This window comes from Serratia sp. 3ACOL1, from assembly GCF_003668775.1.
Lineage (GTDB): Bacteria > Pseudomonadota > Gammaproteobacteria > Enterobacterales > Enterobacteriaceae > Chania > Chania fonticola.
Map to the genome: position 1 here is coordinate 1,245,654 of NZ_CP033055.1, position 23,579 is coordinate 1,269,232.

General features: G+C 52.9%; 23 protein-coding genes and 1 other annotated feature. Of the genes, 12 read left to right on the top strand and 11 right to left on the bottom strand.

Annotated elements, in window-relative coordinates:
- Positions 1 to 108 precede the first annotated feature (108 nt).
- Complete coding sequence (locus D9980_RS05780; RefSeq protein WP_024486719.1) at positions 109 to 669, top strand: YniB family protein; 561 nt, start codon at positions 109 to 111, stop codon at positions 667 to 669.
- A 35-nt stretch (positions 670 to 704) separates the two neighbouring features.
- Here the strand turns inward: D9980_RS05780 and D9980_RS05785 are convergent, their stop codons facing one another.
- The 7 genes from D9980_RS05785 to ghoS all read right to left on the bottom strand — a co-directional run bounded on the left by D9980_RS05785 (position 705) and on the right by ghoS (position 7,544).
- On the bottom strand, positions 705 to 1,574 hold the full coding sequence (locus D9980_RS05785; RefSeq protein ID WP_046808194.1) for a fructosamine kinase family protein: 870 nt from the start codon (positions 1,572 to 1,574) through the stop codon (positions 705 to 707).
- A 273-nt stretch (positions 1,575 to 1,847) separates the two neighbouring features.
- The gene (locus tag D9980_RS05790) at positions 1,848 to 3,227 is read right to left on the bottom strand and encodes an IS4 family transposase (RefSeq protein WP_121606694.1); all 1,380 of its coding nucleotides are present in this window, start codon (positions 3,225 to 3,227) and stop codon (positions 1,848 to 1,850) included.
- Positions 3,228 to 3,569: 342 nt separating this feature from the next.
- The gene (locus D9980_RS05795) at positions 3,570 to 4,427 is read right to left on the bottom strand and encodes a metal ABC transporter permease (RefSeq protein WP_024486840.1); all 858 of its coding nucleotides are present in this window, start codon (positions 4,425 to 4,427) and stop codon (positions 3,570 to 3,572) included.
- Complete coding sequence (locus D9980_RS05800; RefSeq protein WP_024486841.1) at positions 4,427 to 5,290, bottom strand: metal ABC transporter permease; 864 nt, start codon at positions 5,288 to 5,290, stop codon at positions 4,427 to 4,429. The genes D9980_RS05795 and D9980_RS05800 overlap by 1 nt, the downstream gene beginning before the upstream one ends.
- Positions 5,290 to 6,180: a manganese/iron ABC transporter ATP-binding protein gene (locus D9980_RS05805; RefSeq protein ID WP_121606695.1), complete on the bottom strand. Its 891-nt coding sequence runs from the start codon at positions 6,178 to 6,180 to the stop codon at positions 5,290 to 5,292. Before D9980_RS05805 ends, D9980_RS05800 begins: the two co-directional genes overlap by 1 nt.
- Positions 6,177 to 7,115: a metal ABC transporter substrate-binding protein gene (locus D9980_RS05810; RefSeq protein ID WP_024486843.1), complete on the bottom strand. Its 939-nt coding sequence runs from the start codon at positions 7,113 to 7,115 to the stop codon at positions 6,177 to 6,179. Before D9980_RS05810 ends, D9980_RS05805 begins: the two co-directional genes overlap by 4 nt.
- A gap of 129 nt (positions 7,116 to 7,244) precedes the next feature.
- Positions 7,245 to 7,544 carry a type V toxin-antitoxin system endoribonuclease antitoxin GhoS gene (ghoS, locus tag D9980_RS05815; protein ID WP_121606696.1) on the bottom strand — a complete coding sequence of 100 codons (300 nt, stop codon included), beginning with the start codon at positions 7,542 to 7,544 and terminating at the stop codon, positions 7,245 to 7,247.
- A 109-nt stretch (positions 7,545 to 7,653) separates the two neighbouring features.
- Between ghoS and D9980_RS05820 the strand changes: the two genes are divergently transcribed.
- The 3 genes from D9980_RS05820 (at position 7,654) to D9980_RS05830 (ending at position 11,136) form a co-directional block, all read left to right on the top strand.
- Positions 7,654 to 8,316 (top strand): transglycosylase SLT domain-containing protein, encoded by a 663-nt coding sequence (locus D9980_RS05820; protein WP_021178197.1) that lies wholly within the window; start codon positions 7,654 to 7,656, stop codon positions 8,314 to 8,316.
- Between the two features lie 307 nt (positions 8,317 to 8,623).
- Complete coding sequence (locus D9980_RS05825) at positions 8,624 to 9,349, top strand: gluconate 2-dehydrogenase subunit 3 family protein (protein WP_121606697.1); 726 nt, start codon at positions 8,624 to 8,626, stop codon at positions 9,347 to 9,349.
- 2 nt (positions 9,350 to 9,351) lie between these two features.
- Complete coding sequence (locus D9980_RS05830; protein ID WP_024487051.1) at positions 9,352 to 11,136, top strand: GMC family oxidoreductase; 1,785 nt, start codon at positions 9,352 to 9,354, stop codon at positions 11,134 to 11,136.
- Between the two features lie 63 nt (positions 11,137 to 11,199).
- On the opposite strand, the gene D9980_RS05835 is transcribed toward D9980_RS05830, so the two are convergent.
- The gene (locus D9980_RS05835) at positions 11,200 to 12,330 is read right to left on the bottom strand and encodes an RNA-guided endonuclease TnpB family protein (protein ID WP_046808485.1); all 1,131 of its coding nucleotides are present in this window, start codon (positions 12,328 to 12,330) and stop codon (positions 11,200 to 11,202) included.
- A gap of 107 nt (positions 12,331 to 12,437) precedes the next feature.
- On the opposite strand from D9980_RS05835, the gene D9980_RS05840 reads away from it, so the two are divergent.
- The 3 genes from D9980_RS05840 (at position 12,438) to D9980_RS05850 (ending at position 16,926) form a co-directional block, all read left to right on the top strand.
- The gene (locus D9980_RS05840; RefSeq protein ID WP_121606698.1) at positions 12,438 to 13,772 is read left to right on the top strand and encodes a cytochrome c; all 1,335 of its coding nucleotides are present in this window, start codon (positions 12,438 to 12,440) and stop codon (positions 13,770 to 13,772) included.
- A gap of 755 nt (positions 13,773 to 14,527) precedes the next feature.
- Complete coding sequence (locus D9980_RS05845; protein ID WP_121606699.1) at positions 14,528 to 15,412, top strand: PHP domain-containing protein; 885 nt, start codon at positions 14,528 to 14,530, stop codon at positions 15,410 to 15,412.
- Between the two features lie 230 nt (positions 15,413 to 15,642).
- Complete coding sequence (locus D9980_RS05850) at positions 15,643 to 16,926, top strand: HAAAP family serine/threonine permease (protein WP_121606700.1); 1,284 nt, start codon at positions 15,643 to 15,645, stop codon at positions 16,924 to 16,926.
- 38 nt (positions 16,927 to 16,964) lie between these two features.
- Here the strand turns inward: D9980_RS05850 and D9980_RS05855 are convergent, their stop codons facing one another.
- The 3 genes from D9980_RS05855 to D9980_RS05865 form a co-directional block, all read right to left on the bottom strand.
- Positions 16,965 to 17,651: a MarC family NAAT transporter gene (locus D9980_RS05855; protein WP_121606701.1), complete on the bottom strand. Its 687-nt coding sequence runs from the start codon at positions 17,649 to 17,651 to the stop codon at positions 16,965 to 16,967.
- Positions 17,652 to 17,794: 143 nt separating this feature from the next.
- Positions 17,795 to 19,087: an MATE family efflux transporter gene (locus tag D9980_RS05860; RefSeq protein ID WP_202913976.1), complete on the bottom strand. Its 1,293-nt coding sequence runs from the start codon at positions 19,085 to 19,087 to the stop codon at positions 17,795 to 17,797.
- Between the two features lie 77 nt (positions 19,088 to 19,164).
- Positions 19,165 to 19,743 (bottom strand): DUF2239 family protein, encoded by a 579-nt coding sequence (locus D9980_RS05865; RefSeq protein WP_174332856.1) that lies wholly within the window; start codon positions 19,741 to 19,743, stop codon positions 19,165 to 19,167.
- 304 nt (positions 19,744 to 20,047) lie between these two features.
- Here D9980_RS05865 and thrS point away from each other — a divergent pair, with 304 nt between their 5' ends.
- The 5 genes from thrS (at position 20,048) to pheM (ending at position 23,389) form a co-directional block, all read left to right on the top strand.
- Complete coding sequence (gene thrS / locus D9980_RS05870) at positions 20,048 to 21,976, top strand: threonine--tRNA ligase (protein WP_021178149.1); 1,929 nt, start codon at positions 20,048 to 20,050, stop codon at positions 21,974 to 21,976.
- 3 nt (positions 21,977 to 21,979) lie between these two features.
- On the top strand, positions 21,980 to 22,531 hold the full coding sequence (gene infC / locus D9980_RS05875) for a translation initiation factor IF-3 (protein ID WP_071683678.1): 552 nt from the start codon (positions 21,980 to 21,982) through the stop codon (positions 22,529 to 22,531).
- 97 nt (positions 22,532 to 22,628) lie between these two features.
- A complete protein-coding gene (gene rpmI / locus D9980_RS05880; RefSeq protein ID WP_024485856.1) occupies positions 22,629 to 22,826 on the top strand; it encodes a 50S ribosomal protein L35 in 198 nt (65 codons plus the stop codon).
- A 43-nt stretch (positions 22,827 to 22,869) separates the two neighbouring features.
- Positions 22,870 to 23,226: a 50S ribosomal protein L20 gene (gene rplT / locus D9980_RS05885; RefSeq protein WP_004963673.1), complete on the top strand. Its 357-nt coding sequence runs from the start codon at positions 22,870 to 22,872 to the stop codon at positions 23,224 to 23,226.
- Positions 23,227 to 23,338: 112 nt separating this feature from the next.
- Positions 23,339 to 23,463 (top strand) — a sequence feature (Phe leader region).
- On the top strand, positions 23,345 to 23,389 hold the full coding sequence (gene pheM, locus D9980_RS05890) for a pheST operon leader peptide PheM (RefSeq protein ID WP_121608962.1): 45 nt from the start codon (positions 23,345 to 23,347) through the stop codon (positions 23,387 to 23,389). Its footprint overlaps the feature before it by 45 nt.
- Positions 23,464 to 23,579: the final 116 nt, after the last annotated feature.

Below are 23,579 nucleotides of genomic sequence, written 5' to 3' on the forward strand. Positions count from 1 at the left end.
AGGATCTCTCTGGAACTGAGGGGGAAGATAAAGAAAACGGTGGGCGAGTTTCATTAACTACAGGTAGACTTAGCGCAACAACGGTTACGTCACTTACAAGGGGAACACATGACGTATCAACAGGCTGGGCGCGTTGCCATACTGAAACGCATTTTCGGATGGGTCGTTTTCATCCCGGCGTTACTTTCAACGCTGGTTTCACTGCTGGGTTTTGTTTATCAACACAGTGAGAAGTCCAGAGGGATCAACGCCGTGATGCTGGATTTTGTCCACGTCATGGTCGACATGGTGCGCTTCAATACGCCATTCCTGAATATTTTCTGGTACAACTCACCCGTACCGGACGTGGATAAGAGCCTGTTTAGCGGCGCTAATCTGATGTTTATCATTATCTATTTCCTGATTTTTGTCGGCCTGGCATTGCAGACTTCCGGTGCGCGTATGTCGCGTCAGGTGAAGTTTATCCGTGAAGGATTGGAAGATCAGATGATCCTGGAACAGGCCAAGGGCAGCGAAGGGCACACGCGTGCGCAATTGGAGGAGCGTGTGACGTTGCCGCACCACACCATTTTACTGCAATACTTCCCGCTCTATATCTTGCCGGTGGTGATCGCCGTAGTGGCTTATTTCGTGCTCAAGCTGCTAGGGCAAATGGCCGGAGTGGCGTAGATCTGTAATGGGCGCCACATGCGGCGCCCATTACATTACAGCGTTTCTGGATGGAGCAGCTTGTCGATGGCCCGCTGTGCCATGACCAGATGTTGGCCGCCAAACAGGTTGCTGCGGTTGAGCAGGTAATAAAGCTGATACAGCGGCTGACGTTCGATAAACCCGGCCTCCAGCGGCCACACGCTCTGATAGCCGTCATAAATCTGGGCGGGTAATTCAGGATAAAGCGGCAGCATCGCTAAATCACACTCTCTGTCGCCCCAGTAACAGGCTGGATCGAACAGCAAAGGCCCATCCGCGGCCTGAGCACAGTTGGCAGGCCACAGATCGCCATGCAGCAGGGAAGGCTGTGGCTGATGGTGTTGCAACCTCAGATACACCACGTCGATAATTTCGTCGATATCACCGAAGGTCATGCCCTTTTCCGCCGCCAGCTGTAGCTGCCAGCCGATGCGTTGCTCGGCAAAAAATTCCGCCCAGCGGCGTTGCCAGGCGTTGGGCTGCGGCGTGGTGGAAAGGTCGTTATCGAAGTCGAGACCGAACTGTGGTTGTTCGCTCCACTGGTGCAGGCGGGCCAGTTGTTGCCCGAGGCAGTGCGCCCCGTGCGCATCCAGCGGCTTAAGGGGTTGATACTCCAATAGTAGGAAACTGTAATCGCGATCGCTGCCAACCCCATACACTTCGGGGACACGCACGGTCTTACTGCGTGCCAACAGCGCCAGTTGGTCTGCCTCTGCGGTGAATATCGGCAGCATTTCGCGGGCATCACATTTAACAAACACCTCGCTGTCACCGTAACTCACGCGCCACGCCGGGTGGATTTCTCCCCCGGGCAGTTCAGTCCTTTCGCGGATTTCTGCGCTGCCAAGATGTTCACTCAACAGACGGCTAACGGCTTGCCACATAGTAATCCCCTTCTGTGTTGCCTGCGATTTCATTAGGTTAGCGTCTTTCCTGCGGCGAAAACACGATGTGGCGCACAGCTGCGCCATCTATTGACGAAAATATCATCGCCGCGTGTCTGGTCAAAGTATATACGCTATTGATTAATTTAAGTACGCTTATGCTGAATGCTGCCTGGTTCAGGCTAATTTGCCGAGTTCCTTGTTACACGGGAAACGTCATAGTAGGGATTTTCCCCTCACCCCAACCCTCTCCCACAGGGCGCTGTCTCTTGATCAGATCTCCTGATCAAGAGACTTCGCCAGTTTATACCCTTCGACGATGTCCTGAAGCTTGAACCATGCCTCCCACATCACCACCCATCCCGCTCGTCCCGTTCGTTTACTGTCATACCAACGCCCCAGCTTTGCCAGATTCAGGTACGCCCACTTCAGGCTCGGTGGCGTCTTTGGCAAGGTTTTACCTTCCTGTTTCACCCACAGCAGCTTCCATTCTAGTGGACTCAGTACCCGTTCACAGCTTTCATTGAGCGTTTCTTCACTCAACCCGCCCTGGCGTAAGGCCAACACACGTACCGCTATAAAGCTCAGGATCACGATCATTCGCTCCAGATTATCTCGCGTTTGCATCCGCAACTGTTCCACCTGCGTTCCACCGCTTTTCCAGGCTTTATGGTATTCCTCTATCAACCAGCGACGCTCGTAGTAGCTGATAATGACCCGAGCCTCTTCTGCTGAAGTAACTTTTTCTGATGTCAGAAGATGCCAGCATGCTCCCTCTTCAGCTTCTTCACGACAGCAGATATATGTCAGCGGGACACTGTTCTCTTCTGACGTACTCCCCGGCATTTTGAGTTCGACCGAGCTATAGCGGATACTCATTTGTGCCTCACGCGCAGCACGCCCGCCTTTCTGAACCACATTTAGTAGATAACTGCCTGCTTCTGTTAGTGTTTCTGGCAACTCCAACAGTTTTTTATCCTGTCCACTCAGCAACCGGTTCTGAGCCGCCCTAACGACGAAGCGCTGTCTATTTTTCGTTTTATAATCAAGGTAATGCCAGATGTCCGCTTCTCGATCACAGACGGAGATAACTTTTGCTTGTGTGTCACCGAGCCGCTGTGCCGTTCGTTCAGATGCCTGTTGCCATTTGTAACTCTCTTTTTCTTCATAAGGCACGTGTTTACGTTGGTGTTTTTTACCGTATTCATTAGCCTCACGACTCCAACGATGTTGGTCGATAAGTCCCAGGAACTGTGCGGCATCGGGAGCATAAAGCAGGACGGAGTGAGCGAGTAGACCATGAGTATTCTTGCTGGTTGTGGTGTTCCCCAACTCGTCATACGCGGTGGTATGGGCGAAGTTAATAGAGGTCGTATCTTCCAGTGCAAGGAGCAGCGTGTGTGTATGAGCAGCGTTTGCCGTCGCATTGAAGCCCGCCTCGGCAATGGCGTCGGGTGAGACATTGGGGTTGCGGATCAGACGATAAGCCCCTTCAACTTCAGCGGCGGTTTGGGATGATTTCACAATAGAAAGTCCTGTTTTTTTAGCCAACGAGGCAGTGAATTTGACGAGACGCTGAGTTCGCCGATAGTCGCCAAGTTGAGCGAGACCAAAAGTCTCGTTAGCCCATGAATAGCAATCAGAAAGCACCATACTAAAAACCGAAGAAGAGGAGAATATAAAGAGAGATCAACAGACGGGGAGAAAGTTCAAAAACTCCCCGGCGTTTGCGCCGGGGAAATGTGTATAAGAGACAGCACAGGGCGAGGGAGCTGGTGCGGAGCCGTGGGCAGGTGCAGGAGTCAGTCTGCGGCATGTACAGTGCTCTCTGGCGAGGGAGCTGGTGCGGAGCCGTGGGCAGGTGCAGGAGTCAGTCTGCGGCATGTACAGTGCTCTCTGGCGAGGGAGTTGGTACGGAGCCTGGGTAGGTGCAGGAGTCAGTCTGTGGCACATTCTGTTCCCTCTCCTGGGGGAGAGGGTTAGGGTGAGGGCGGCTTAATGGTTTTTAACTACGGTGATTTCGTGACGTTGCACGGGTTTGAAGTGGCTATAGAGCAGGGCGATGACAAACAGCAGCGCTTGCACGATCACGATGCACGGCCCGGTTGCGCCGTCGATATGAAAACTGATTAACGTGCCCAGCACGCAGGAAAAAACCGAAGCGATGGTGGCGACAATCAGCATCCGGTTGAAACTGCGGCAGAGGGTGAATGCAATGATCCCCGGTGCTATCAGCATCGCAATCACCAGGATCACCCCCACCGCCTGTAGCGAGGCCACAATGGTTAACGCCAGCAGGCAGAGTAAGCCGTAGTGCAGTAACTTCACTGGCAGGCCGATGACGCGTGCATGATTGGGATCGAAACAGTAAAGCATAAAGTCCTGGCGCTTGAGCAGTACGATCGCCAGCGTGATCCCGGCGATCCACAATGTTTGCTGCAGTTCACCGTCGGTGATCCCCAGCATATTGCCGAACAGGATATGGCTGAGGTGTTGATCAGTATCGATGCGGGCAAACAGCACCAGCCCAAAGGCAAACATGCCGGAAAATACGATCCCCATCACCGTATCTTCCTTTACCCGGCTGTGTTCTTTCAGATAGCCCGTCGCGACCGCGCAGAAAATACCGGAAAGAAATGCGCCAATCGCCAGTGGAATGCTGAACACAAAGGCCAACACAATGCCGGGAAGCACGGCGTGAGAAATGGCATCCCCCATCAGTGACCAGCCTTTCAACACCAGATAGCAAGACAGCACGGCGCAGACGACACCGGTGACGATAGCCGCGATGATGGCGCGTTGCATAAAGGGATAGGCGAACGGCTCTGAGAACCATTGCAACAGGAGTTCCATCAGTTGCCCTCCGGAGAGTTGCCACGGGTGACGCGGCGTTTTGAGGCTAACAGCCCGTGCTTCGGCGCGAACAGGAAGGCCGCCAGGAACACTAGCGTCTGCAGCGTGACGATCACGCCGCCGGTTGCCCCGTCGACGAAGAAGCTGAGGTATGCACCCAGTCCGCTGGTCAAGGCACCGATGGCGATGGCGATAATCACCAGCCGGCCAAAACGGTCTGTCAGCAGATAGGCGGTGGCACCGGGGGTTATCACCATGGCGATCACCAGAATGGCACCGACGGTTTGCAGCGCGGCCACGGTACAGGCGCTAAGCAGGGTAAAGAACAGGATCTTCAACTTTAGTGGCGAAAGCCCGATCGATACCGCGTGGTTTTCGTCGAAAAATACGGCCAGCAGGTCTTTCCACACCAGGCATAAGATTAGTAACGAAACACCGATAATAATCTCCACCTGTAACACGTCTTCATCTGCGATACCGAGAATGTTGCCGAAGATGATTGACTGCACGTTCACCGAGGTTGGATTGAGCGAAATGATCAACAGGCCGACGGCGAAAAAGGTGGAGAAAATAAAGCCGATAATCGCATCTTCACGCAGGCGGGTAACGTGGCGTACCAATGTCATCGCCAGCGCGGCCAGCATGCCGGTGAAAAACGCACCAGCTGCATAGGGCAGACCGAGGGCATAGGCACCGGCCACGCCAGGCACCACGGAGTGGGAAAGCGCATCCCCCATCAACGACCAGCCTTTCAGCATCAGATACGCCGACAGAAAAGCGCAGGCCGCACCGACAATGGCGCTGACCCACATCGCCTTGACCATGTAGTTGTAGTTGAACGGTTGCAGCAGGATCTCGAGCATCAGGGGTTATTCTCCTTTTGCTGACTTTGCGCCGGAGGATCGCTCTTGGTATGACCATAAAACACCGCAGGGCGCTCGTCATCGGTGATTACCGTCACGGTGCGGGGATCGTTGTCATCGTGTAGATCGGGCCCGGAGAGGTTGATATGGCGCAATACGCCACCGAACGCCAGTTCCAGATTGCTTTGCGTGAACGTGGTCTCGAGCGGGCCGGCAGCAAGCACGGTACGGTTAATCAGGATCACTCGATCGCAAAACTCCGGTACGCTGCCGAGGTTGTGGGTCGATACCAGGATCAGGTGCCCCTCATCGCGCAGCGAACGTAACAGCTCGATAATGGCGTTCTCGGTTTTGACATCCACGCCGGTAAAAGGCTCATCAAGCAGCAGCACCGTCCCCTGCTGAGCCAGGGCACGGGCCAGGAATACGCGCTTTTTCTGCCCGCCGGAAAGCTCGCCGATCTGTCGGCTACGTAGCTCACTCAAGCCTACGCGCTCCAGCGCCTTATCTACCCACAGGCGATCTTCCTTGGTAGGAATGCGCAGGAAGTTCATTTTGCCGTAGCGGCCCATCATCACCACGTCTTCCACCAGCACCGGGAAGTTCCAGTCAACCTCTTCGGTCTGCGGCACGTAGGCGATAATATTTTTCTTCAGCGCAGCGACAACCGGTTGCCCGCTCAGCGTCACCTGGCCGGATGTCGGTTTTACCAGGCCCATGATGCTTTTGAAGAGGGTCGATTTTCCGCTGCCGTTAACCCCCACCAGCGCACAGATCGAGCCACCGCTAAGGGTAAAACTGGCGTTATGGATCGCGGTATGGCCGTTGTTATAGGTGACCGATACGTCATCCACACTAAGTTCGGGGCGGATAAAGGTCTCTTCACTCATTGATTGAATCCTTTGGCGATGGTTTGCACGGTGGCATTGAGCAGATCGATATAGGTGGGCACCGGCCCGTCGGCGGCAGAAAGCGAATCGACGTACAGCACGCCGCCGTATTGCGCGCCGGTTTCTTTGGCCACCTGCTTGGCAGGTTTATCCGAAATGGTGCTTTCGCTGAACACCACCGGAATGTGGTTGGCCCGCACGGTATCAATCACCCGGCGCACCTGCTGCGGTGAGCCCTGTTCGTCGGCATTGATCGGCCACAGGTAGACTTCTTGCAACTGATAGTCTTTGGCCAGATAACTAAAGGCGCCTTCGCTGGTTACCAGCCAGCGCTGGGCTGCCGGAATACGCGACAAACGCTCGCGTAGCGGGGCATCCAGCGCCGCGATTTTTTCAGCGTAGGCTTTGGCATTGCGGTTATAGGTTTCGGCGTTATCAGGATCGTGCTGCACCAGCGCTTTGCGGATGTTCTCGATGTAGATCAGCGCATTGCTTGGCGACATCCAGGCATGGGGGTTTGGATTACCGTTATACGGGCCCTCGTGGATCGGCAGAGGGGTGATCCCTTCGGTCACCACGGCGGCGGGCACCTGTTTGATATTTTCGAAGAAGCGTTGGAACCAGCGCTCCAGGTTCATCCCGTTCCATAAAATCAGATCGGCGTGCTGTGCCTTAACGATATCGCGCGGCGTGGGCTGATAGTCGTGGATTTCCGCCCCAGGCTTGGTGATGGACTCTACCACGGCGGCGTCGCCTGCCACGTTCTGGGCGATATCCTGGATAATGGTGAAGGTTGTCACCACGCGCAGTTTTTCCTTTGCCAAAGCCGGTTGGCTCACAGCAATAACGCTGAGGCATACGCAGAGCAGGGCAAGGGGGCGAAAGTGGGACAAACTAAAACGACGACGAGTAAATACGTTGTTTTTCATTAGCATGATGACGTCTCCTTATTCAAATGAAAATGATTATCAATATCAATTGAGCGGAAGTCAAGCATCACCAAGCTTTGCCAAGGGGTTATGTTGTTGTTAATGAAATAGTACCGCCGTGTGAGTTATAACATTTTATGTATCGGGATGTAACCGCTTAAAGTAGTCACTACCAGTGACTATCTCCACTTCGGGTTTTGCCCCCAATGCCACCTCGCCCAAGCCTTGTGCCAACTGTTTGACATCTTCTTGATTTAAGGGCGTTGTTAGCGAAAAACTGTTGATCCCTAGCTCGTGAGGAATGCCGTTGCTGTCGATGAGCATGGTGGAAAAACCGGCCAGCGTCATTTGTCCGGTTAATTTAGCTAAATCGGTTAAGCTCTGTTCCGGATAGGTGAAAGACACCACAAATCCTATGGACGAAGATTGACTCATAAATCACCTCTTGGTATATGGATAGCCTGAGAATAGACCAAAAAAGTTATGCAGGTATCCTTACCAGTTGTATATGCTACGCAACTCATTGAAAGGAGTGAGGGATTCTGTGAAAACAAAAATAGGTTGCCTGATGGCAATCGTACTATTAGCCGGTTGTGCGAAAGATCCGCAAACTACCGGCAACCAGGCAGGCAGTGGCACTTCGGGCGGTTGGCTAAAAACCCCACCGCAAACACCAAGCAACCGTACCGGGACACCGGTCGCTTATAACGATTATATTCGTCAGGCCGCCAGCAACTATGGCGTCGACGAAACGCTGATTAAGGCGATCATTCAGGTGGAGTCCGGGTTTAACCCGAATGTGGTCAGCACCTCGAATGCCGTGGGGCTCATGCAGCTGAAAGCCTCAACCGCTGGACGCGATGCTTACCGTATGAAGGGAAAGAACGGGCAGCCAAGTTCACGCGAGTTGAAGGATCCGGCGGTCAATATTGATCTGGGAACAGCCTATATCAATATTCTTCAAAGCCAGCAGCTAGCCGGGATCACCAATCCACAAACGTTACGCTATGCCACCATCGTTTCCTATGTGAACGGGGCAGGCGCGATGTTACGGACCTTCTCATCAGATAAACGTGTGGCGGTTAACCGCATCAATCAGATGAGCCCGGACGAGTTTTATCAGCATATCCAGAAGAAGCACCCGGCACCGCAAGCGCCGCGTTACTTGTGGAAGGTTACCACTGCTTATCAAGCGATGGCCGACTAGCCTCAGATTACCTACAGCCGGCCCCAATAAAGGGCCGGTTTTGCTATTTCTTGCCGGTAAAAATGTGCTCCATATCCCATTTCCGCTGTTCTCCCGCCTTTTGAACTAAAAAACCGCACAAATTGTTAATTTTACATTAACAAAGAAAACTTTACGTTCAATCAAATAGTTACCGGTAACATTGCTGCCAAAGCTCACATTCTGACCTTCAAAAAATAAACAATTACGTAACAATATATGTTTAAACTCCGTATAGACCGCGAGGTTGAGGTTAAATAGTTGTGATTTTTTTTGGAAGGAATGTGCTATGTCGAACGATAAAACCAACAACTCCCGGCGTGATTTCTTGCTGAAATCGATGACGCTGATCCCCGCAGCCGTTATCGGTGGCAGCGGTGTGAGTGCCCTGACGGCGCCCACACCCGCGCTTGCCGCTAGCGATACTCCCAAGCAGGCAGAGTATCAACCGACCTTCTTTACCCCCGAAGAGTGGGCCTTTGTTCAGGCGGTGGTTGCGCGATTGATCCCTGCGGACGAGCGCGGCCCGGGCGCTTTGGAAGCAGGCGTGCCGGAGTTTATCGATCGGCAGATGAATACGCCTTATGCCACCGGTTCAATCTGGTACATGCAAGGGCCGTTCAATCCAGATGTCGCACCGGAAATGGGTTATCAACTGCCGTTGGTGCCGAAACAGATTTATAACCTGGGTATCAGCGACGCGGATGCCTACAGCAAGAAAACGGCAGGTAAAGTATTCGCCGAGCTGGATGGCGCACAACAGGATGCGCTGTTGCAGAAGTTTGAATCCGGTGAGGCCGAGTTTGCGCAACTGCCTGCCAAGCTGTTCTTCTCTTACCTTTTGCAAAACACCCGTGAAGGTTTTTTCAGCGATCCAATCCATGGCGGTAACAAAGAAATGGTGGGATGGAAGCTGATTAATTTTCCGGGCGCGCGCGCCGACTTTATGGACTGGGTTGAGCGAGGGGAACGTTATCCCTTCCCACCGGTATCGATTCGTGGGGAGAGGGGGTAATTATGGCAACGGTAATGAAGAAGCAGGATGTGGTGATCGTCGGTTTTGGTTGGGTTGGTGCCATTATGGCCAAGGAGTTGACCGAGGCCGGGCTGAACGTGGTGGCGCTTGAGCGTGGCCCGATGCGCGATACCTACCCAGACGGTTCCTACCCGCAAGTGATCGATGAACTGACCTATAATATCCGCCGCAAGCTGTTCCAGGACCTTTCCAAAAGTACCGTGACCATCCGTCACAACACCAGCCAAACCGCAGTGCCTTATCGCCAGTTGGCGGCTTTCCTGCCGGGCACCGGCGTGGGCGGAGCTGGGCTGCACTGGTCTGGCGTGCATTTCCGTGTCGATCCTATCGAGCTGCGTATGCGCAGCCATTATGAAGAACGCTACGGAAAAAGCTTTATTCCAAAAGACATGACGATCCAGGATTTTGGGGTGAGCTACGACGAGCTGGAGCCGTTCTTCGATAAGGCCGAGAAGGTATTCGGCACCTCAGGCACTGCCTGGTCGGTGAAGGGGCAGTTGGTGGGTAAAGACAAAGGCGGAAACCCCTTTGCACCAGACCGTTCCGACCATTTCCCTCTGCCAGCGCAGAAAAACACCTTCTCCGCTCAATTGTTTGAAAAGGCCGCGCGTGAGGTGGGTTATCACCCTTACAATCTGCCCTCCGCCAATACCTCAGATTCTTATACCAACCCCTATGGCGCGCAGATGGGGCCTTGTAACTTCTGCGGTTATTGCAGCGGCTATGCCTGCTACATGTATTCCAAGGCGTCGCCGAACGTCAATATCTTGCCAGCACTGCGGATGGAGAAGCGCTTTGAGCTGCGCACCAACGCTAACGTGCTGAAAGTTAACCTGACCGCTGACAAAAGCCGGGCGACCGGGGTCAACTATATCGATGCCCAGGGGCGCGAGATTGAACAACCTGCCGATCTGGTGATCCTAGGTGCCTTCCAGTTCCACAATGTGCATCTGATGCTGCTCTCCGGTATTGGCAAACCTTACGATCCACAGACCGGCGAAGGGGTGGTTGGGCGTAATTTTGCCTACCAGAACATGACTACCATCAAAGCGTTCTTTGATAAGGACGTCCACACCAACCCGTTTATTGGCGCGGGCGGTAACGGCGTCGGCGTGGATGATTTCAACGCGGATAACTTTGACCACGGCAAAGAGGGCTTTGTCGGTGGCTCACCGTTCTGGGTCAACCAGGCGGGTACCAAACCGATCTCCGGCCTGCCAACGCCTCCTGGCACTCCAGCCTGGGGCAGTAAGTGGAAAGCTGCGGTGGCGGATGCCTATACGCACCATGTCTCTATGGATGCGCATGGCGCGCACCAGTCCTATCGTAGCAACTACCTCGATCTCGATCCGACCTACAAGAACGTCTTTGGCCAACCGCTGCTACGCATGACCTTCGACTGGCAGGAAAACGACATCAAGATGGCGCAGTTTATGTTTAACAAGATGGCCCCGATCGCCAAGGCGATGAACCCGAAACTGATTTCCGGCAGCCCGAAAAACGCCAACAGCCATTTCGATACCACCAGCTACCAAACTACGCATATGAACGGCGGTGCGGTGATGGGAGAAGATCCCAAGACCAGCGCGGTAAACCGTTATCTGCAAAGCTGGGACGTGCATAACGTGTTCTCGATCGGCGCATCGGCCTTCCCGCAGGGGCTAGGCTACAACCCGACCGGCACCGTTGCCGCGTTGGCCTACTGGTCTGCCCGCGCCATTCGCGAGCAGTATTTGAAAAACCCAGGCCCATTGGTGCAGGCATGAGGATGCGAGTGTTGACTGCTCCCCGCCCTAAAGGGCGAGGACTCCCACTTCACAGAGCCGAACCTAAGCCGCGTGCTGCGATTCAGGATTTACAGGCTCTCCGTGGGCTAACACTGCCAGCCCGGCAGCTTTGATATTGCGCGCCGCGTTGATATCTCGATCATGCTCAGCACCGCACTCAGGGCAGTGCCAGTTTCGAACATCAAGTGGCATTTTTTCCATGATGAAGCCGCAACAGCTACAGCGTTTTGACGACGGGAAAAACTGATCTATGGCAACGACAGAACGTCCAGACTCTTTCGCCTTGTACTGTAGCTGCCGCACAAATTCACCCCATCCGGCATCGGATATCGCTTTCGACAGTTTGGGATTACGGATCATGTTTTTCACTTTCAGGGATTCAACGCAAACAACTTGGTTCTCGTTTATCAGTTTGCGGGACAACTTATGCAGGCTGTCCATTCGGCAATCAGCAATTTTAGCGTGGAGCTTTGCGACTTTTAATCTTGCTTTAGCACGGTTCCTTGAACCTTTTTGCTTCTTGCTCAATCGGCGCTGTAACAACGCTAAACGTTTCGCGTACTTCGCCGTGTGGCGGGGATTGCCGGTTTTAAATCCGCTATCTGTGACGAACAAATCTTTTAAACCCATATCAATGCCCGTCATTTTTGCGGTAACAGGCAGTGATTTTGATTCAAATTCGCACAAGCAGGACACGAAATATCGACCTGATGCGTCTTTGGAAATGGTGACGGTTGAAGGTGTCGAGGGGAGTTCACGACTCCAGCGAACATGGAGTGGCGTTGTGCTTTTAGCCATGTACAGCGTGCCGTTACGGTATTTAAAGGCACTCGCCGTAAATTCAGCAGATTGTTTGTGGTGTTTGCTTTTGAATGCTGGGTACCTGGCACGCCCCGCAAAGAAGTTAGAAAAGGCGGTCTGTTGGTGGCGAAGAGTCTGCTGTAACGGGACGCAGGAAACATCATTCAGCCAGGTCAATTCAGGCTCTTTTTTTAGGGCGGTTAGTCGGGCATTGGCCTGAATGTAGCCGATCTTCTCCTGCCGTTCGCGGTACGCATCAGTTCGCCAGCGAAGAACTGAATTGTAGACAAAACGCACACAGCCGAAGGTGTGAGCTAAAAACTCAATCTGATCCTGTGTTGGATAAAACCGATATTTGTAGGCGCGTTTCATATGTACAAAATTACAGGAGTTATAGTGAAAAGACAAAAAGAAGTTAGCTTGAAAACCGCCTCCTTTCCTCCCCGGCCTAAAGGCCGAGGTTTCCCGGAGGCAATCTGATGAAAGCTTTGGTTCCCGCACTGGTTCTCAGTGCACTGAGTTTTTCCGTATTGGCGCAAGACGCGACGGTCAGCAGCGAATTGCTCAAACGCGGTGAATATCTGGCACGTGCCGGTGACTGTGTGGCCTGCCACACCAATGGCAAAAGCGGCGTGCCCTTTGCTGGTGGTTTGGCGATGGAAACGCCGATTGGCACTATCTATTCCACCAACATCACCCCGGACAAAACCACCGGCATTGGCGATTACAGTTTTGAAGATTTCGACAATGCGGTACGCAAAGGCGTCGCCAAGAGCGGCAGCACCCTGTACCCGGCGATGCCTTATCCTTCGTTTGCGCTGGTGAAAGAGGAGGATATGCGTGCCATGTATGCCTATTTCATGCACGGCGTGCAGCCAGTCGAACAAGCGAACCAAGACTCCGATATTCCCTGGCCGCTGTCCATGCGTTGGCCACTGCACATCTGGCGTTCGATGTTTGCACCAACACCGGCTGATTTTGCGGCAAACGCCAACGCCGATCCGGTTATCGAACGTGGCCGCTATCTGGTCGAAGGGTTGGGGCACTGTGGTGCATGCCATACGCCGCGTAGCCTGACCATGCAAGAGAAGGCGTTGAGCAATACGGAAGGGGATGATTACCTGTCCGGCAGCAACGCGCCGATCGACGGTTGGGTGGCATCCAGCCTGCGTGGCGACAATAAAGATGGTCTAGGCACCTGGAGCGAGAGTGAACTGACCGAGTTCCTGAAAACTGGCCGCAACGATAAGTCGGTGGTATTTGGTGGCATGAGCGACGTGGTCGAACATAGCCTGCAATATCTCAGCGATGAGGATTTGACCGCGATTGCCCGCTATCTGAAAACCTTGCCGCCGAAAGACGGTAAACAGCAGGCCGCCCCGGTTGAAGACAGCGTAGCCAAAGATTTGTGGCGTGGTAACGACAGCAAGCCCGGCGCCGCGCTGTATGTCGATAACTGTGCCGCTTGCCATCGTACCGATGGTGTTGGTTACAAGCGTGCCTTCCCGGCGCTGAAGGGCAACCCGGTGGTGCAGACCGAAGACGCGACCTCGCTGATCCACATTGTGCTGGTCGGCAATACTACGCCAGCGGTGAAAGGGGCGGTTTCCAACCTCACCATGCCGCCGTTTGGCTGGCGCTTGAACGACCAACAGGTAGCGGACGTGGTGAATTTTATCCGTTCCAGTTGGGGTAACAACGCCAAAGCTATCAGCGCCTCCGATGTGGCTGACGTGCGTAAGGATCGTTCAATAATTCGCGATGAGAAGGCGATGGGCAGCTCTGCTGTCCCAGAGCCAGTGGGTGCCAAGTAATCTTCCCAAGGGCCTCGTTCGGGGCCCTTTAATTATCTTAATTATCCTTAAATAAGTTAGAATTGTTAATCATTTCACTGTGTGTGATTTTTAATCACCTTTAACGGCATATTCCTGGGGTTTTAAACTATTTGATCTGAGATTGTTACCATGTCTGCGATATATTGCACTTCATATTTGTGCTATGTCGCTGTTATTGATTGGGTTGTTGTAATTTCATTTATTGGTGAATAAAAATTCCATTAATGTTATTAATGTTAATCGCAAGGGAGCGTTGAAACCAAAGGGAGGCTATGGGCGTGATGGTAATAGTTTTATTGATGGTGGTGTACATCTCCATTGCTTTTGAGGTTGATAGACGTAAGCGTATCTGTATCAGTCTTGGTCGAAAATATACCTACAGAAAGCGCATCAAGTTCAAAAGGAAATGTGCGAGGTTAATCGATACGCTGCTTTTTCGAACATGATGTGTTGCGGTTTGCCATCTTTGGCAAAAAAAGCAGATTTCATCAGGTGAAATGCCCCGGAAAAGTGGGGCATTTTAGATGGATGACCAAGTAGCCGCAGTTATTTGGCATCGTCAATGCCTGTTAACAGTCTGCACCGTTATCGATCTCGTCAACATGTCGATCTACACCCTGTGAGCAGACCCACGCTTTTGTGATCCCGACGATAAAAAGTGTCAAATCCACTGTATGCATTCAGGGGCGGCTTTAGTATGGTCTTGGTTTGAGCATTCGCCAAAGGACATTGCCATGGAAAAAATCGACCTGCATATGCATTCCAACTACAGCGATGATGCAGACTTCCCGGTTGAGACGGTGATTGCACGCTGCCTGGCCAACGGCATCAGTACGTTGGCGGTGACCGACCATAATAATGCCAACTCGGTGCCGGAAGCCAAGGCGCTGGCATCGTCCAGCCTCAATGTCCTGTCTGGTATCGAGATCGACTGCACCTTCGCTGGGCGCAACTTCCACCTGTTGGGCTACGGGTTTACCCCCAGCAATGACTTTGTTGAAATCTATAACAATTTCAGTGCCATTCAACGGGAACTGACGCCGCAAAAGTTTGCCAAGCTGCGTGGATTGAAATTCCATCTGGATGAGCAACGCCTGGAGCAGGTATGCGGTGGCGCTATCCCGCAGGAAGAGCAGATGGGCGAGGTGATACTCGAAGACCCACGCAATGATGGGCATCCGTTGCTGATGCCTTATCGCCCCGGTGGTGAAAGAGCTGATATGCCGTTAATCAACTTCTACTGGGATTTCTTTGGCCCAGGGAAGGTGTGCTATATGCCGGTCACCTATCCCGCCATGAGCCGCATGGTGGAGGTGATCCGCCATAATGGGGGGATCCCGATCCTGGCGCATATCGGTGCCAACGTTAAACAGGATCATACCCAAGTCATAGATGAAATGTTGAAGATTGGTGTGATGGGGGTCGAAGTGTTCTCAAGCTATCATTCACCCGAATTGGCCAGCCAGCTGTATGAGTTTACCGTTGGTCGTTCAGCTTTTGTTACCTGCGGCAGTGATTTCCACGGGCGTAACAAGCCAAAAATAGAAGTAGGGCAATGTGCTTATGGCCCGCAGCATATCGGCGAAATACGCCGGTTTGTGGCCGCCGCCAGCGCCTAGGCATTGTTTCATTTCATATGGCTCGTGAGCGGCATCGGCTGCTCACGAAGCGCGCAGTTAACCGCCGAAATATAGACCATTCCAGAGATTTTCTTTATCCTTTGCCGTCCTTTTATCAGGTAGGTGAATTTCTCTCGCCATTAATATCCTGTTTTATATAAACATTCTACGGAGAAGGGAGTTTCCGTCGGGCGCAATCGTTGGCGCTGTAGATTAAGGTAAGCTGTCTCATGAGTACGATTTCTCCAGATCAGGGCAGGTTGGCCATTGCACAACCTGCCAAATGGAACAAGACCGACACCGTCTGGATGTTCGGGCTTTACGCCACGGCCGTGGGTGCCGGCACCTTGTTTCTGCCGATCAATGCCGGTCTGAATGGCCCGCTGGTGCTGTTATTGATGGCACTGTTCGCTTTCCCTCTGACCTATTTACCCCATCTGGCGCTAACCCGCTTTGTCCTTTCCGGCTCCAGCCGTGATGGCAACATTCAGGACGTGGTGGTCGAGCATTTCGGCGTGTTAGCCGGCAAGATCATTATGGTGCTGTACCTGATGGCGTTTTTCCCCATCGTGCTGGTCTACAGTATTTCCATCACCAACGCGTTGGACAGCTTCCTGACTCACCAATTTCACTTCGCCCCGGTACCCCGCATCTGGCTGAGTTTGGCGGTGGTGGTGGTGCTCAATCTGGTGCTGTTGCGTGGAAAGGATACGATCGTGGCCGCGATGGGCGTTCTGGTATTCCCATTGCTGGTGTTTCTGATGGGGATTTCGCTGTATCTGGTACCCACCTGGCAGACCGAGAACTTTGTCAGTGGTTTGGCCAACACCCAATTTGACAGCCCCGAGCTGTGGCATTCGCTGTGGTTGGCGGTCCCGGTGATGGTATTTTCCTTTAGCCATGCGCCGATCATTTCGTCGTTCGCTTCCACCCAGAACAGCTTATACGGTGACAAGGCCGAGCGCCGTTGTGCGCGGATTATGCGTTACAGCTACCTGCTGATTTGCGTCACCGTGTTGTTCTTCGTGTTCAGCTGCGTGCTGAGCCTTTCGCACCAGGAGATGGAGCAGGCGAAAGCGCAGAACATCACGGTGTTGACCACTTTGGCCAACAAGTTCTCCAACCCGCTGATAGCTTATCTTGGGCCGGTGATGGCGATGTTGGCGATGGCAAAGTCCTATCTTGGCACGTCATTAGGCGTAACCGAAGGGGCAACCAGCCTGATTGATGGGCTAACACGCGCCGTTGGCAAGCCGCTAACTGCCGTCACTACCCATCGTATTTCCGGCGTGGTGCTGTTCTTGCTCACCTGGGCGGCCACCGTCTGGAATCCGAGCGCCTTGCATATCATTGAAACCATCAGCGGTCCGCTAATTGCGGTGATCCTGTTTATTTTGCCGATGTATGCGGTGCGCGCGGTTCCGGCTATGCGCCGTTATCGTGCCTTGAGTAATGTCTTTGTACTAGTGATGGGGCTGATTGCGCTTTCCGCTTTAGTTTACGGTTTGGCATAGAGATCAAATTGGCCCCGCGACTGCGGGGCCCGGTTGGGTCAGGCAACAGGCACGTAGGTAGATATCAGCTCCAACACGCCGTTGATAATAAACTGTACGCCCATGCACACCAGCAGGAAGCCCATCAGGCGCGAAATGGCCTCGATACCGCTTTCGCCAACCAGTTTCATGATCGCCGTGGAACTGCGTAAACAGACCCACAGAATGATCGATATCGACAGGAAAATGGCCACCGGTGCGGCCAGCAGCACCCAGTGGGCAAAGCCCAGCGTATTTTCGTGGACGCTGGATGCGGTGCTGATGATCATGGCGATAGTCCCCGGCCCGGCGGTGCTTGGCATGGCCAGTGGGACAAAGGCGATATTGGCCGAGGTTTTCTTGTGCAGTTCTCTGCTTTTGGATTCTACCTCTGGTGCTTCATCGGCACTTTGCTGCGGAAACAACATGCGAAAACCGATAAAGGCGACAATCAACCCCCCGGCGATCCGCAGGCCGGGGATGGAAATCCCAAAGGTGCTCATCACTAGCTGACCGGCATAGAACGCCACCGTCATGATGCTGAACACGTAGACCGAAGCCATCAGCGACTGATGGTTGCGCTCTTCGTTGGTCATATTTCCCGACAGACCAAGCAGCAACGCCACGGTGGTGAGCGGGTTGGCCAGTGGCAATAGTAGGGCTAGCCCCAGCCCTATGGCCTGAAACAACTGCAGAATACTCGACATAAAACAAACCCCAGCAAGAGAATGAAATGGGGGCGCAGTCACTACGCCCAAAAAGTATTGTGACTATCAGCGTCAGACCAGACGCTCAATTTTTCTGTGTCGCCATACCAACCTATAAAACGTTGTCTGCAATGCCAGCATTGTCAAATAGGCGATAGGGAACGCCATCCATACCCCTCTAATCCGAAGTGATTGCTGAGCAGATAGGCCGCTGGCAACTGTACGGCCACGATGCAGAGAATGGAGATCGTCACCGGTACCAACACCACGCCGCTGGCGCGCATGATGCCGCCGACAATCGCCTGGAAACCAAATACCAGCATGCTCCACAGCATGATATGCAATAAATGCTCCGCTTCTGCCAATACTACCGGGCTGGTCAGGAACAAGCCCAGCAGCCAATGTGACAGCAGGTAGACCAGAATAATCAACGAACCGGTCAGCCAGAGGTTGATATACAACCCGGTACGCAAGATGGGGGCAATGCGTTCGGTTTTGCCAGCGCCGATGGCCTGAGCACCCAAAATAGAGGCGGTGATGGCAATCGACAGGGCAGGGAATTGCACATAGTTAACGATCTGTGTCACTGCACCGTAGGCTGCCGTAGCATCCGAACCGTGGCGGTTGACCAACGTCAGGATGATCAATTCAGAGATAGAAATTACCACCATTTGCAAACCGGTAGGCAGGCCAATACGTAAAACTTTGCGTAGTACCACCGTATCCAGCTTGAGCGCGGCCAGCATCGCCCGGTCGGGAGCCAGCACGTGTTTTTTGCGGCGCAGGCGCAATGTCAGATACACCATCGCCAGTGCGTTACCGACCATACCCGCCAGAGCCGCGCTCTGTATGCCCATGGGGGCAAAGCCCAGCCAGCCACGGATCAGGGCCGGGGTGAGCAGCAAGCCGACGATGGTAGACAGCAGTAGGGCCAAGAGTGGCGAGACCGTATCGCTGACGCCGCGCAGCAACTGGGTGAACAACACAAATACCAGCAGTAACGGCATAATCAGCATCATGATGCGGGCGTAAGAGACCGCCTCTTCCAGCACGTCAGCTGGTGTGCCTAGCGCTTGTAGCGCCTGGCGGGCAAACAGGCTGCCAAATACCGCCGCCAGTAAGCCAAGCGTCACGCCCAGCATCAAGGCCGTACCGGCAATGGTTTTGACTTTTTCTGGTTCATTCGCGCCCCATGCCTGCCCAATCAGCACCGAGGCACCGGCACCAACGCCAATCACCAGTGAAATAAAGAAGAACACTACCGGGAACATGCCGGAGATGGCGGCCAGCGCATGGGTGCCGAGCATCTGGCCGATATAGATGCCGTTCAGCGTGCCTGAAAATCCTTGCAGGAAGTTGGACAGCACCATGGGCACCAAAAAGATCAGATAGATGCGCCAAAGCGGTGGCTGCTTGTGCTGCGGACGGGTTTGCATTTAATCGTTTTTCCTGCGCTTTAAAGGCGTGTAAAGAGCTCCAGTGATACTGAGACTCATATTTAGGGGCACCGCAATCACTGGGGGAATGCATCTCGGGTCATCCAGGCCAGATGTACCTGAATATCGGCAGGCCAGTGCGCAATTCGCTCGGCAAACAGTTTACCATCGTGGCCAAACAGTGCGCGCGTGGCCTCTTCATAGCCTGGCAAAGCACCGGCGATGGCGCTCATAAAGCGGTAGCTGTTCTCTTTGATGCGGCGCTCATTGTCTTGCTCGATCGTAGTACGCCGGGCTTCATCAACCAGGCGACGTAGTGCCGCAGAGGCTCCACCACGCTGTTGTGCCAGCCATTCCCAATGACGGGGTAGGAGGGTCACTTCGCGGGCTACTACGCCGAGCTTGGGCCGACCAACTGAGGGCTGAGCTGCCGGTTCGCTGTCAAGCTCAGCGACATCGCCACCAGGCTGAGGCCAAACGTAGCCTGCTGGCCAAGGGTAATCCACCTGGGAGCCGGTGGCATCATCAAACACTAACAGCCCACCGGCAGTAAGATCCATCGCAGCAAGCGCCTGAGCAACATCGGCATAAGACCCGGCAGCCACTCGTTGATGCTGCAAGAAGGCGGTGCAGCTTGGCGTACTGATAGTTTTCATGTGCTTTATACCCGGGTTAAATTGTTTTACCCGGGTAATTTGGCTGAATTACCGTGGTAAGTCAAGTGCGATCAATTATGCCGCAGGGTAAACTGCGCTTTATTTATCCTCCACAGTTTTAATGTTACTATTCGCAAGGCTGTGAACAGCCACTGGAGGTTCGCGTGTTACTAACGGACCAAGTTGTGCGTCAATCTGGCAATTGTGGGCGAGATATGACGCATAACTGACTCAACACTAACCAAAATATCTGTACTGCATGTGATCTGTCGTGTGGGTCACCACTGTAGATAAGGAATTATGAATGCCTGTTATTACTCTTCCTGACGGAAGTCAGCGTCAATACGACCATGCCGTTTCCCCGATGGATGTTGCCCGTGATATTGGCCCTGGCCTTGCCAAAGCCTGTATCGCCGGCCGCGTTAACGGTGAACTGGTCGATGCCAACGATGCCATTGAAGCCGATGCACAGCTGGCCATCATTACTATCAAAGATGCCGAAGGCCTGGAAATCATGCGCCACTCCTGTGCGCACCTGCTGGGTCATGCGATCAAACAGCTGTGGCCAGACACCAAAATGGCCATTGGTCCGGTGATCGACAACGGTTTTTACTATGATGTTGACCTCGACCATACCCTGACGCAGGAAGATCTGGATCTGCTGGAGAAGCGGATGCATGAATTGGCCGACAAAGATTATGACGTCATCAAGAAAACAGTGAGCTGGCAGGAAGCCCGCGACACCTTCGCAGCCCGTGGTGAAAGCTACAAGGTGGCGATTCTGGATGAAAATATCAGCCATGACGATCGCCCAGGCCTGTATCATCACGAAGAATACGTGGATATGTGCCGTGGCCCGCATGTGCCGAATATGCGTTTCTGCCACCATTTCAAACTGCAGAAAACCTCCGGTGCCTACTGGCGTGGCGACAGCAAAAACAAAATGCTGCAACGTATCTACGGCACTGCCTGGGCAGACAAGAAGCAGTTGAACGCCTACCTGCAACGCCTGGAAGAAGCGGCCAAGCGTGACCACCGCAAGATCGGCAAGCAGCTCGACCTGTATCATATGCAGGAAGAAGCCCCTGGCATGGTGTTCTGGCATAACGACGGCTGGACCATCTTCCGCGAACTGGAAGCCTTTGTGCGCATGAAGCTCAAAGAGCACCAGTATCAGGAAGTGAAAGGGCCGTTCATGATGGACCGCGTACTGTGGGAAAAAACCGGCCACTGGGAAAACTACAAAGACGCCATGTTCACCACTTCTTCAGAGAACCGTGAATATTGCATCAAGCCGATGAACTGCCCGGGCCACGTGCAGATCTTCAACCAGGGCCTGAAGTCTTACCGTGATCTGCCGCTGCGTATGGGCGAGTTCGGTAGCTGCCACCGTAACGAGCCATCAGGTTCGCTGCATGGCCTGATGCGTGTGCGTGGCTTCACCCAGGACGATGCCCATATCTTCTGTACCGAAGATCAGGTGCGTTCCGAAGTGAACGACTGCATCAAAATGGTCTACGATATGTACGGTGTCTTTGGCTTCGAAAAGATTGTGGTGAAACTGTCCACCCGTCCAGAGAAGCGCATTGGGACTGACGAAATGTGGACTCGAGCCGAAAACGATCTGGCCGCTGCGCTGACTGAAAATGGGATTCCGTTTGAATATCAGCCGGGTGAGGGCGCTTTCTACGGACCAAAAATTGAATTTACCTTGCATGATTGTTTGGATCGCGCATGGCAATGTGGTACCGTGCAACTCGATTTCTTCTTACCGGGCCGTTTAGGCGCGTCGTATGTTGGCGAAAACAACGAACGCGTGGTCCCTGTAATGATACACCGTGCTATTCTTGGCTCCATGGAGCGCTTCATCGGTATCCTTACCGAAGAATATGCCGGTTTCTACCCAACCTGGATTGCTCCAGTGCAGGTAGTGGTGATGAATATCACCGACAGCCAGTCTGATTACGTCCAGCAATTGACCAAAAAACTGCAAGATGCAGGCATTCGGGCAAAAGCGGACTTGAGAAACGAGAAGATTGGCTTTAAAATTCGCGAACATACTTTACGACGGGTTCCATACATGTTGGTGTGCGGTGATAAAGAGGTCGAATCAGGCAAAGTTGCCGTTCGTACCCGCCGTGGCAAAGACCTGGGGAGCCTGGACGTACAAGAAGTCGTAGACAAGCTGCTACATGAGATACGCAGCCGAAGTCTTCATCAACTGGAGGAATAAAGTATTAAAGGCGGAAAACGAGTTCAACCGGCGCGTCCAAATCGCATTAACAAAGAAATTCGCGCGCAAGAAGTTCGCCTAACCGGCGTCGATGGCGAGCAGATTGGTATTGTCAGTCTGAATGAAGCTCTTGAAAAAGCTGAGGAAGCGGGTGTTGATTTAGTAGAGATCAGCCCAAATGCCGAACCGCCAGTTTGCCGGATCATGGATTACGGCAAATTCCTCTACGAGAAGAGCAAGTCGACAAAAGAACAGAAGAAGAAGCAAAAAGTTATCCAGGTTAAGGAAATCAAATTCCGTCCTGGCACCGATGATGGCGACTATCAGGTCAAACTACGCAACCTGATTCGCTTTCTGGAAGACGGCGATAAAGCCAAGATCACCCTGCGTTTCCGTGGGCGTGAAATGGCGCACCAGCAGATCGGTATGGAAGTGCTTAACCGCGTCCGTAAAGACCTGTGTGAAGATATTGATCTGGCAGTGGTCGAGTCCTTCCCAACAAGGATCGAAGGCCGTCAGATGATTATGGTGCTCGCACCCAAGAAGAAACAGTAAGGCTTCCAAGTAATCGAACCCACGCCGTGCAAGCGTGCGTGGGTTTTATTCGCCTCACTGATTCGTTGTTTAACAATGCGAAGTGGATTTAATTAACATGCCAAAGATTAAAACTGTACGTGGTGCAGCCAAGCGCTTCAAAAAGACCGGCAGCGGTGGTTTTAAGCGCAAACATGCTAACCTGCGTCATATTCTGACCAAAAAAGCAACCAAGCGTAAACGTCATCTGCGTCCGAAAGGCATGGTGTCTAAAAACGATCTGGTCCTGGTTATCGCGTGCCTGCCGTACGCATAAGCCACATTTTTTGAATCTAGAATAAGACTTTAGGAGAGAGCATATGGCTCGCGTAAAACGTGGTGTAATTGCACGCGCACGTCACAAGAAAATACTGAAACAAGCGAAAGGTTACTACGGTGCCCGTTCGCGCGTTTATCGTGTTGCCTTCCAGGCAGTAATCAAAGCAGGTCAGTATGCTTACCGTGACCGTCGTCAACGTAAGCGTCAGTTCCGTCAGCTGTGGATTGCACGTATCAACGCAGCTGCTCGTCAGAACGGCTTGTCTTACAGCAAATTCATTAACGGCTTGAAAAAAGCTTCTATTGAAATTGACCGTAAGATCCTGGCTGACATCGCAGTATTCGACAAAGTGGCCTTTGGCGCACTGGTTGAAAAAGCGAAAGCAGCACTGGCGTAAGCTAGTTGAAAAGAGGGAGCTTGCTCCCTCTTTTACTGTTTGTTCCCAATACAGATATTGACTTTTTTGGCTGGCGCTTTAACACTGGTTGCCACTCTATCGACAAGGTATCACCAACATGCACGCTGTTATTTTCCGCTTCTTTTTTTACTTTAGCGCCTGACTTCAGGAGGCTTTGCGCGTAAGAAAAGAAACGGAAAGTAGCGCCCAAGCCTCCCAAGTGGAGGCTTTTTTGTTTTTGGCCACCTTCTGCGCCTTTCGGGCCCGCGGCACTTGCTTGGCTACGGCTTGAAATTCTTTGAAGATCAACCAAAGGCGTGTTGGAATAATAGATAACAATTACTTAGGGCCAC

Bases quoted from the DNA above. Each gene is read 5' to 3' on its own strand.
- rpmI (WP_024485856.1), top strand. From the start codon at position 22,629: ATGCCAAAGATTAAAACTGTACGTGGTGCAGCCAAGCGCTTCAAAAAG.
- rplT (WP_004963673.1), top strand. From the start codon at position 22,870: ATGGCTCGCGTAAAACGTGGTGTAATTGCACGCGCACGTCACAAGAAA.
- thrS (WP_021178149.1), top strand. From the start codon at position 20,048: ATGCCTGTTATTACTCTTCCTGACGGAAGTCAGCGTCAATACGACCAT.
- D9980_RS05785 (WP_046808194.1), bottom strand. From the start codon at position 1,574: ATGTGGCAAGCCGTTAGCCGTCTGTTGAGTGAACATCTTGGCAGCGCA.
- D9980_RS05860 (WP_202913976.1), bottom strand. From the start codon at position 19,087: ATGCAAACCCGTCCGCAGCACAAGCAGCCACCGCTTTGGCGCATCTAT.
- D9980_RS05805 (WP_121606695.1), bottom strand. From the start codon at position 6,180: ATGAGTGAAGAGACCTTTATCCGCCCCGAACTTAGTGTGGATGACGTA.
- D9980_RS05835 (WP_046808485.1), bottom strand. From the start codon at position 12,330: ATGAAACGCGCCTACAAATATCGGTTTTATCCAACACAGGATCAGATT.
- D9980_RS05840 (WP_121606698.1), top strand. From the start codon at position 12,438: ATGAAAGCTTTGGTTCCCGCACTGGTTCTCAGTGCACTGAGTTTTTCC.
- D9980_RS05800 (WP_024486841.1), bottom strand. From the start codon at position 5,290: ATGCTCGAGATCCTGCTGCAACCGTTCAACTACAACTACATGGTCAAG.
- D9980_RS05795 (WP_024486840.1), bottom strand. From the start codon at position 4,427: ATGGAACTCCTGTTGCAATGGTTCTCAGAGCCGTTCGCCTATCCCTTT.
- D9980_RS05825 (WP_121606697.1), top strand. From the start codon at position 8,624: ATGTCGAACGATAAAACCAACAACTCCCGGCGTGATTTCTTGCTGAAA.
- ghoS (WP_121606696.1), bottom strand. From the start codon at position 7,544: ATGAGTCAATCTTCGTCCATAGGATTTGTGGTGTCTTTCACCTATCCG.
- D9980_RS05810 (WP_024486843.1), bottom strand. From the start codon at position 7,115: ATGCTAATGAAAAACAACGTATTTACTCGTCGTCGTTTTAGTTTGTCC.
- D9980_RS05850 (WP_121606700.1), top strand. From the start codon at position 15,643: ATGAGTACGATTTCTCCAGATCAGGGCAGGTTGGCCATTGCACAACCT.
- D9980_RS05865 (WP_174332856.1), bottom strand. From the start codon at position 19,743: ATGAAAACTATCAGTACGCCAAGCTGCACCGCCTTCTTGCAGCATCAA.
- D9980_RS05845 (WP_121606699.1), top strand. From the start codon at position 14,528: ATGGAAAAAATCGACCTGCATATGCATTCCAACTACAGCGATGATGCA.
- D9980_RS05855 (WP_121606701.1), bottom strand. From the start codon at position 17,651: ATGTCGAGTATTCTGCAGTTGTTTCAGGCCATAGGGCTGGGGCTAGCC.
- D9980_RS05780 (WP_024486719.1), top strand. From the start codon at position 109: ATGACGTATCAACAGGCTGGGCGCGTTGCCATACTGAAACGCATTTTC.
- D9980_RS05830 (WP_024487051.1), top strand. From the start codon at position 9,352: ATGGCAACGGTAATGAAGAAGCAGGATGTGGTGATCGTCGGTTTTGGT.
- D9980_RS05790 (WP_121606694.1), bottom strand. From the start codon at position 3,227: ATGGTGCTTTCTGATTGCTATTCATGGGCTAACGAGACTTTTGGTCTC.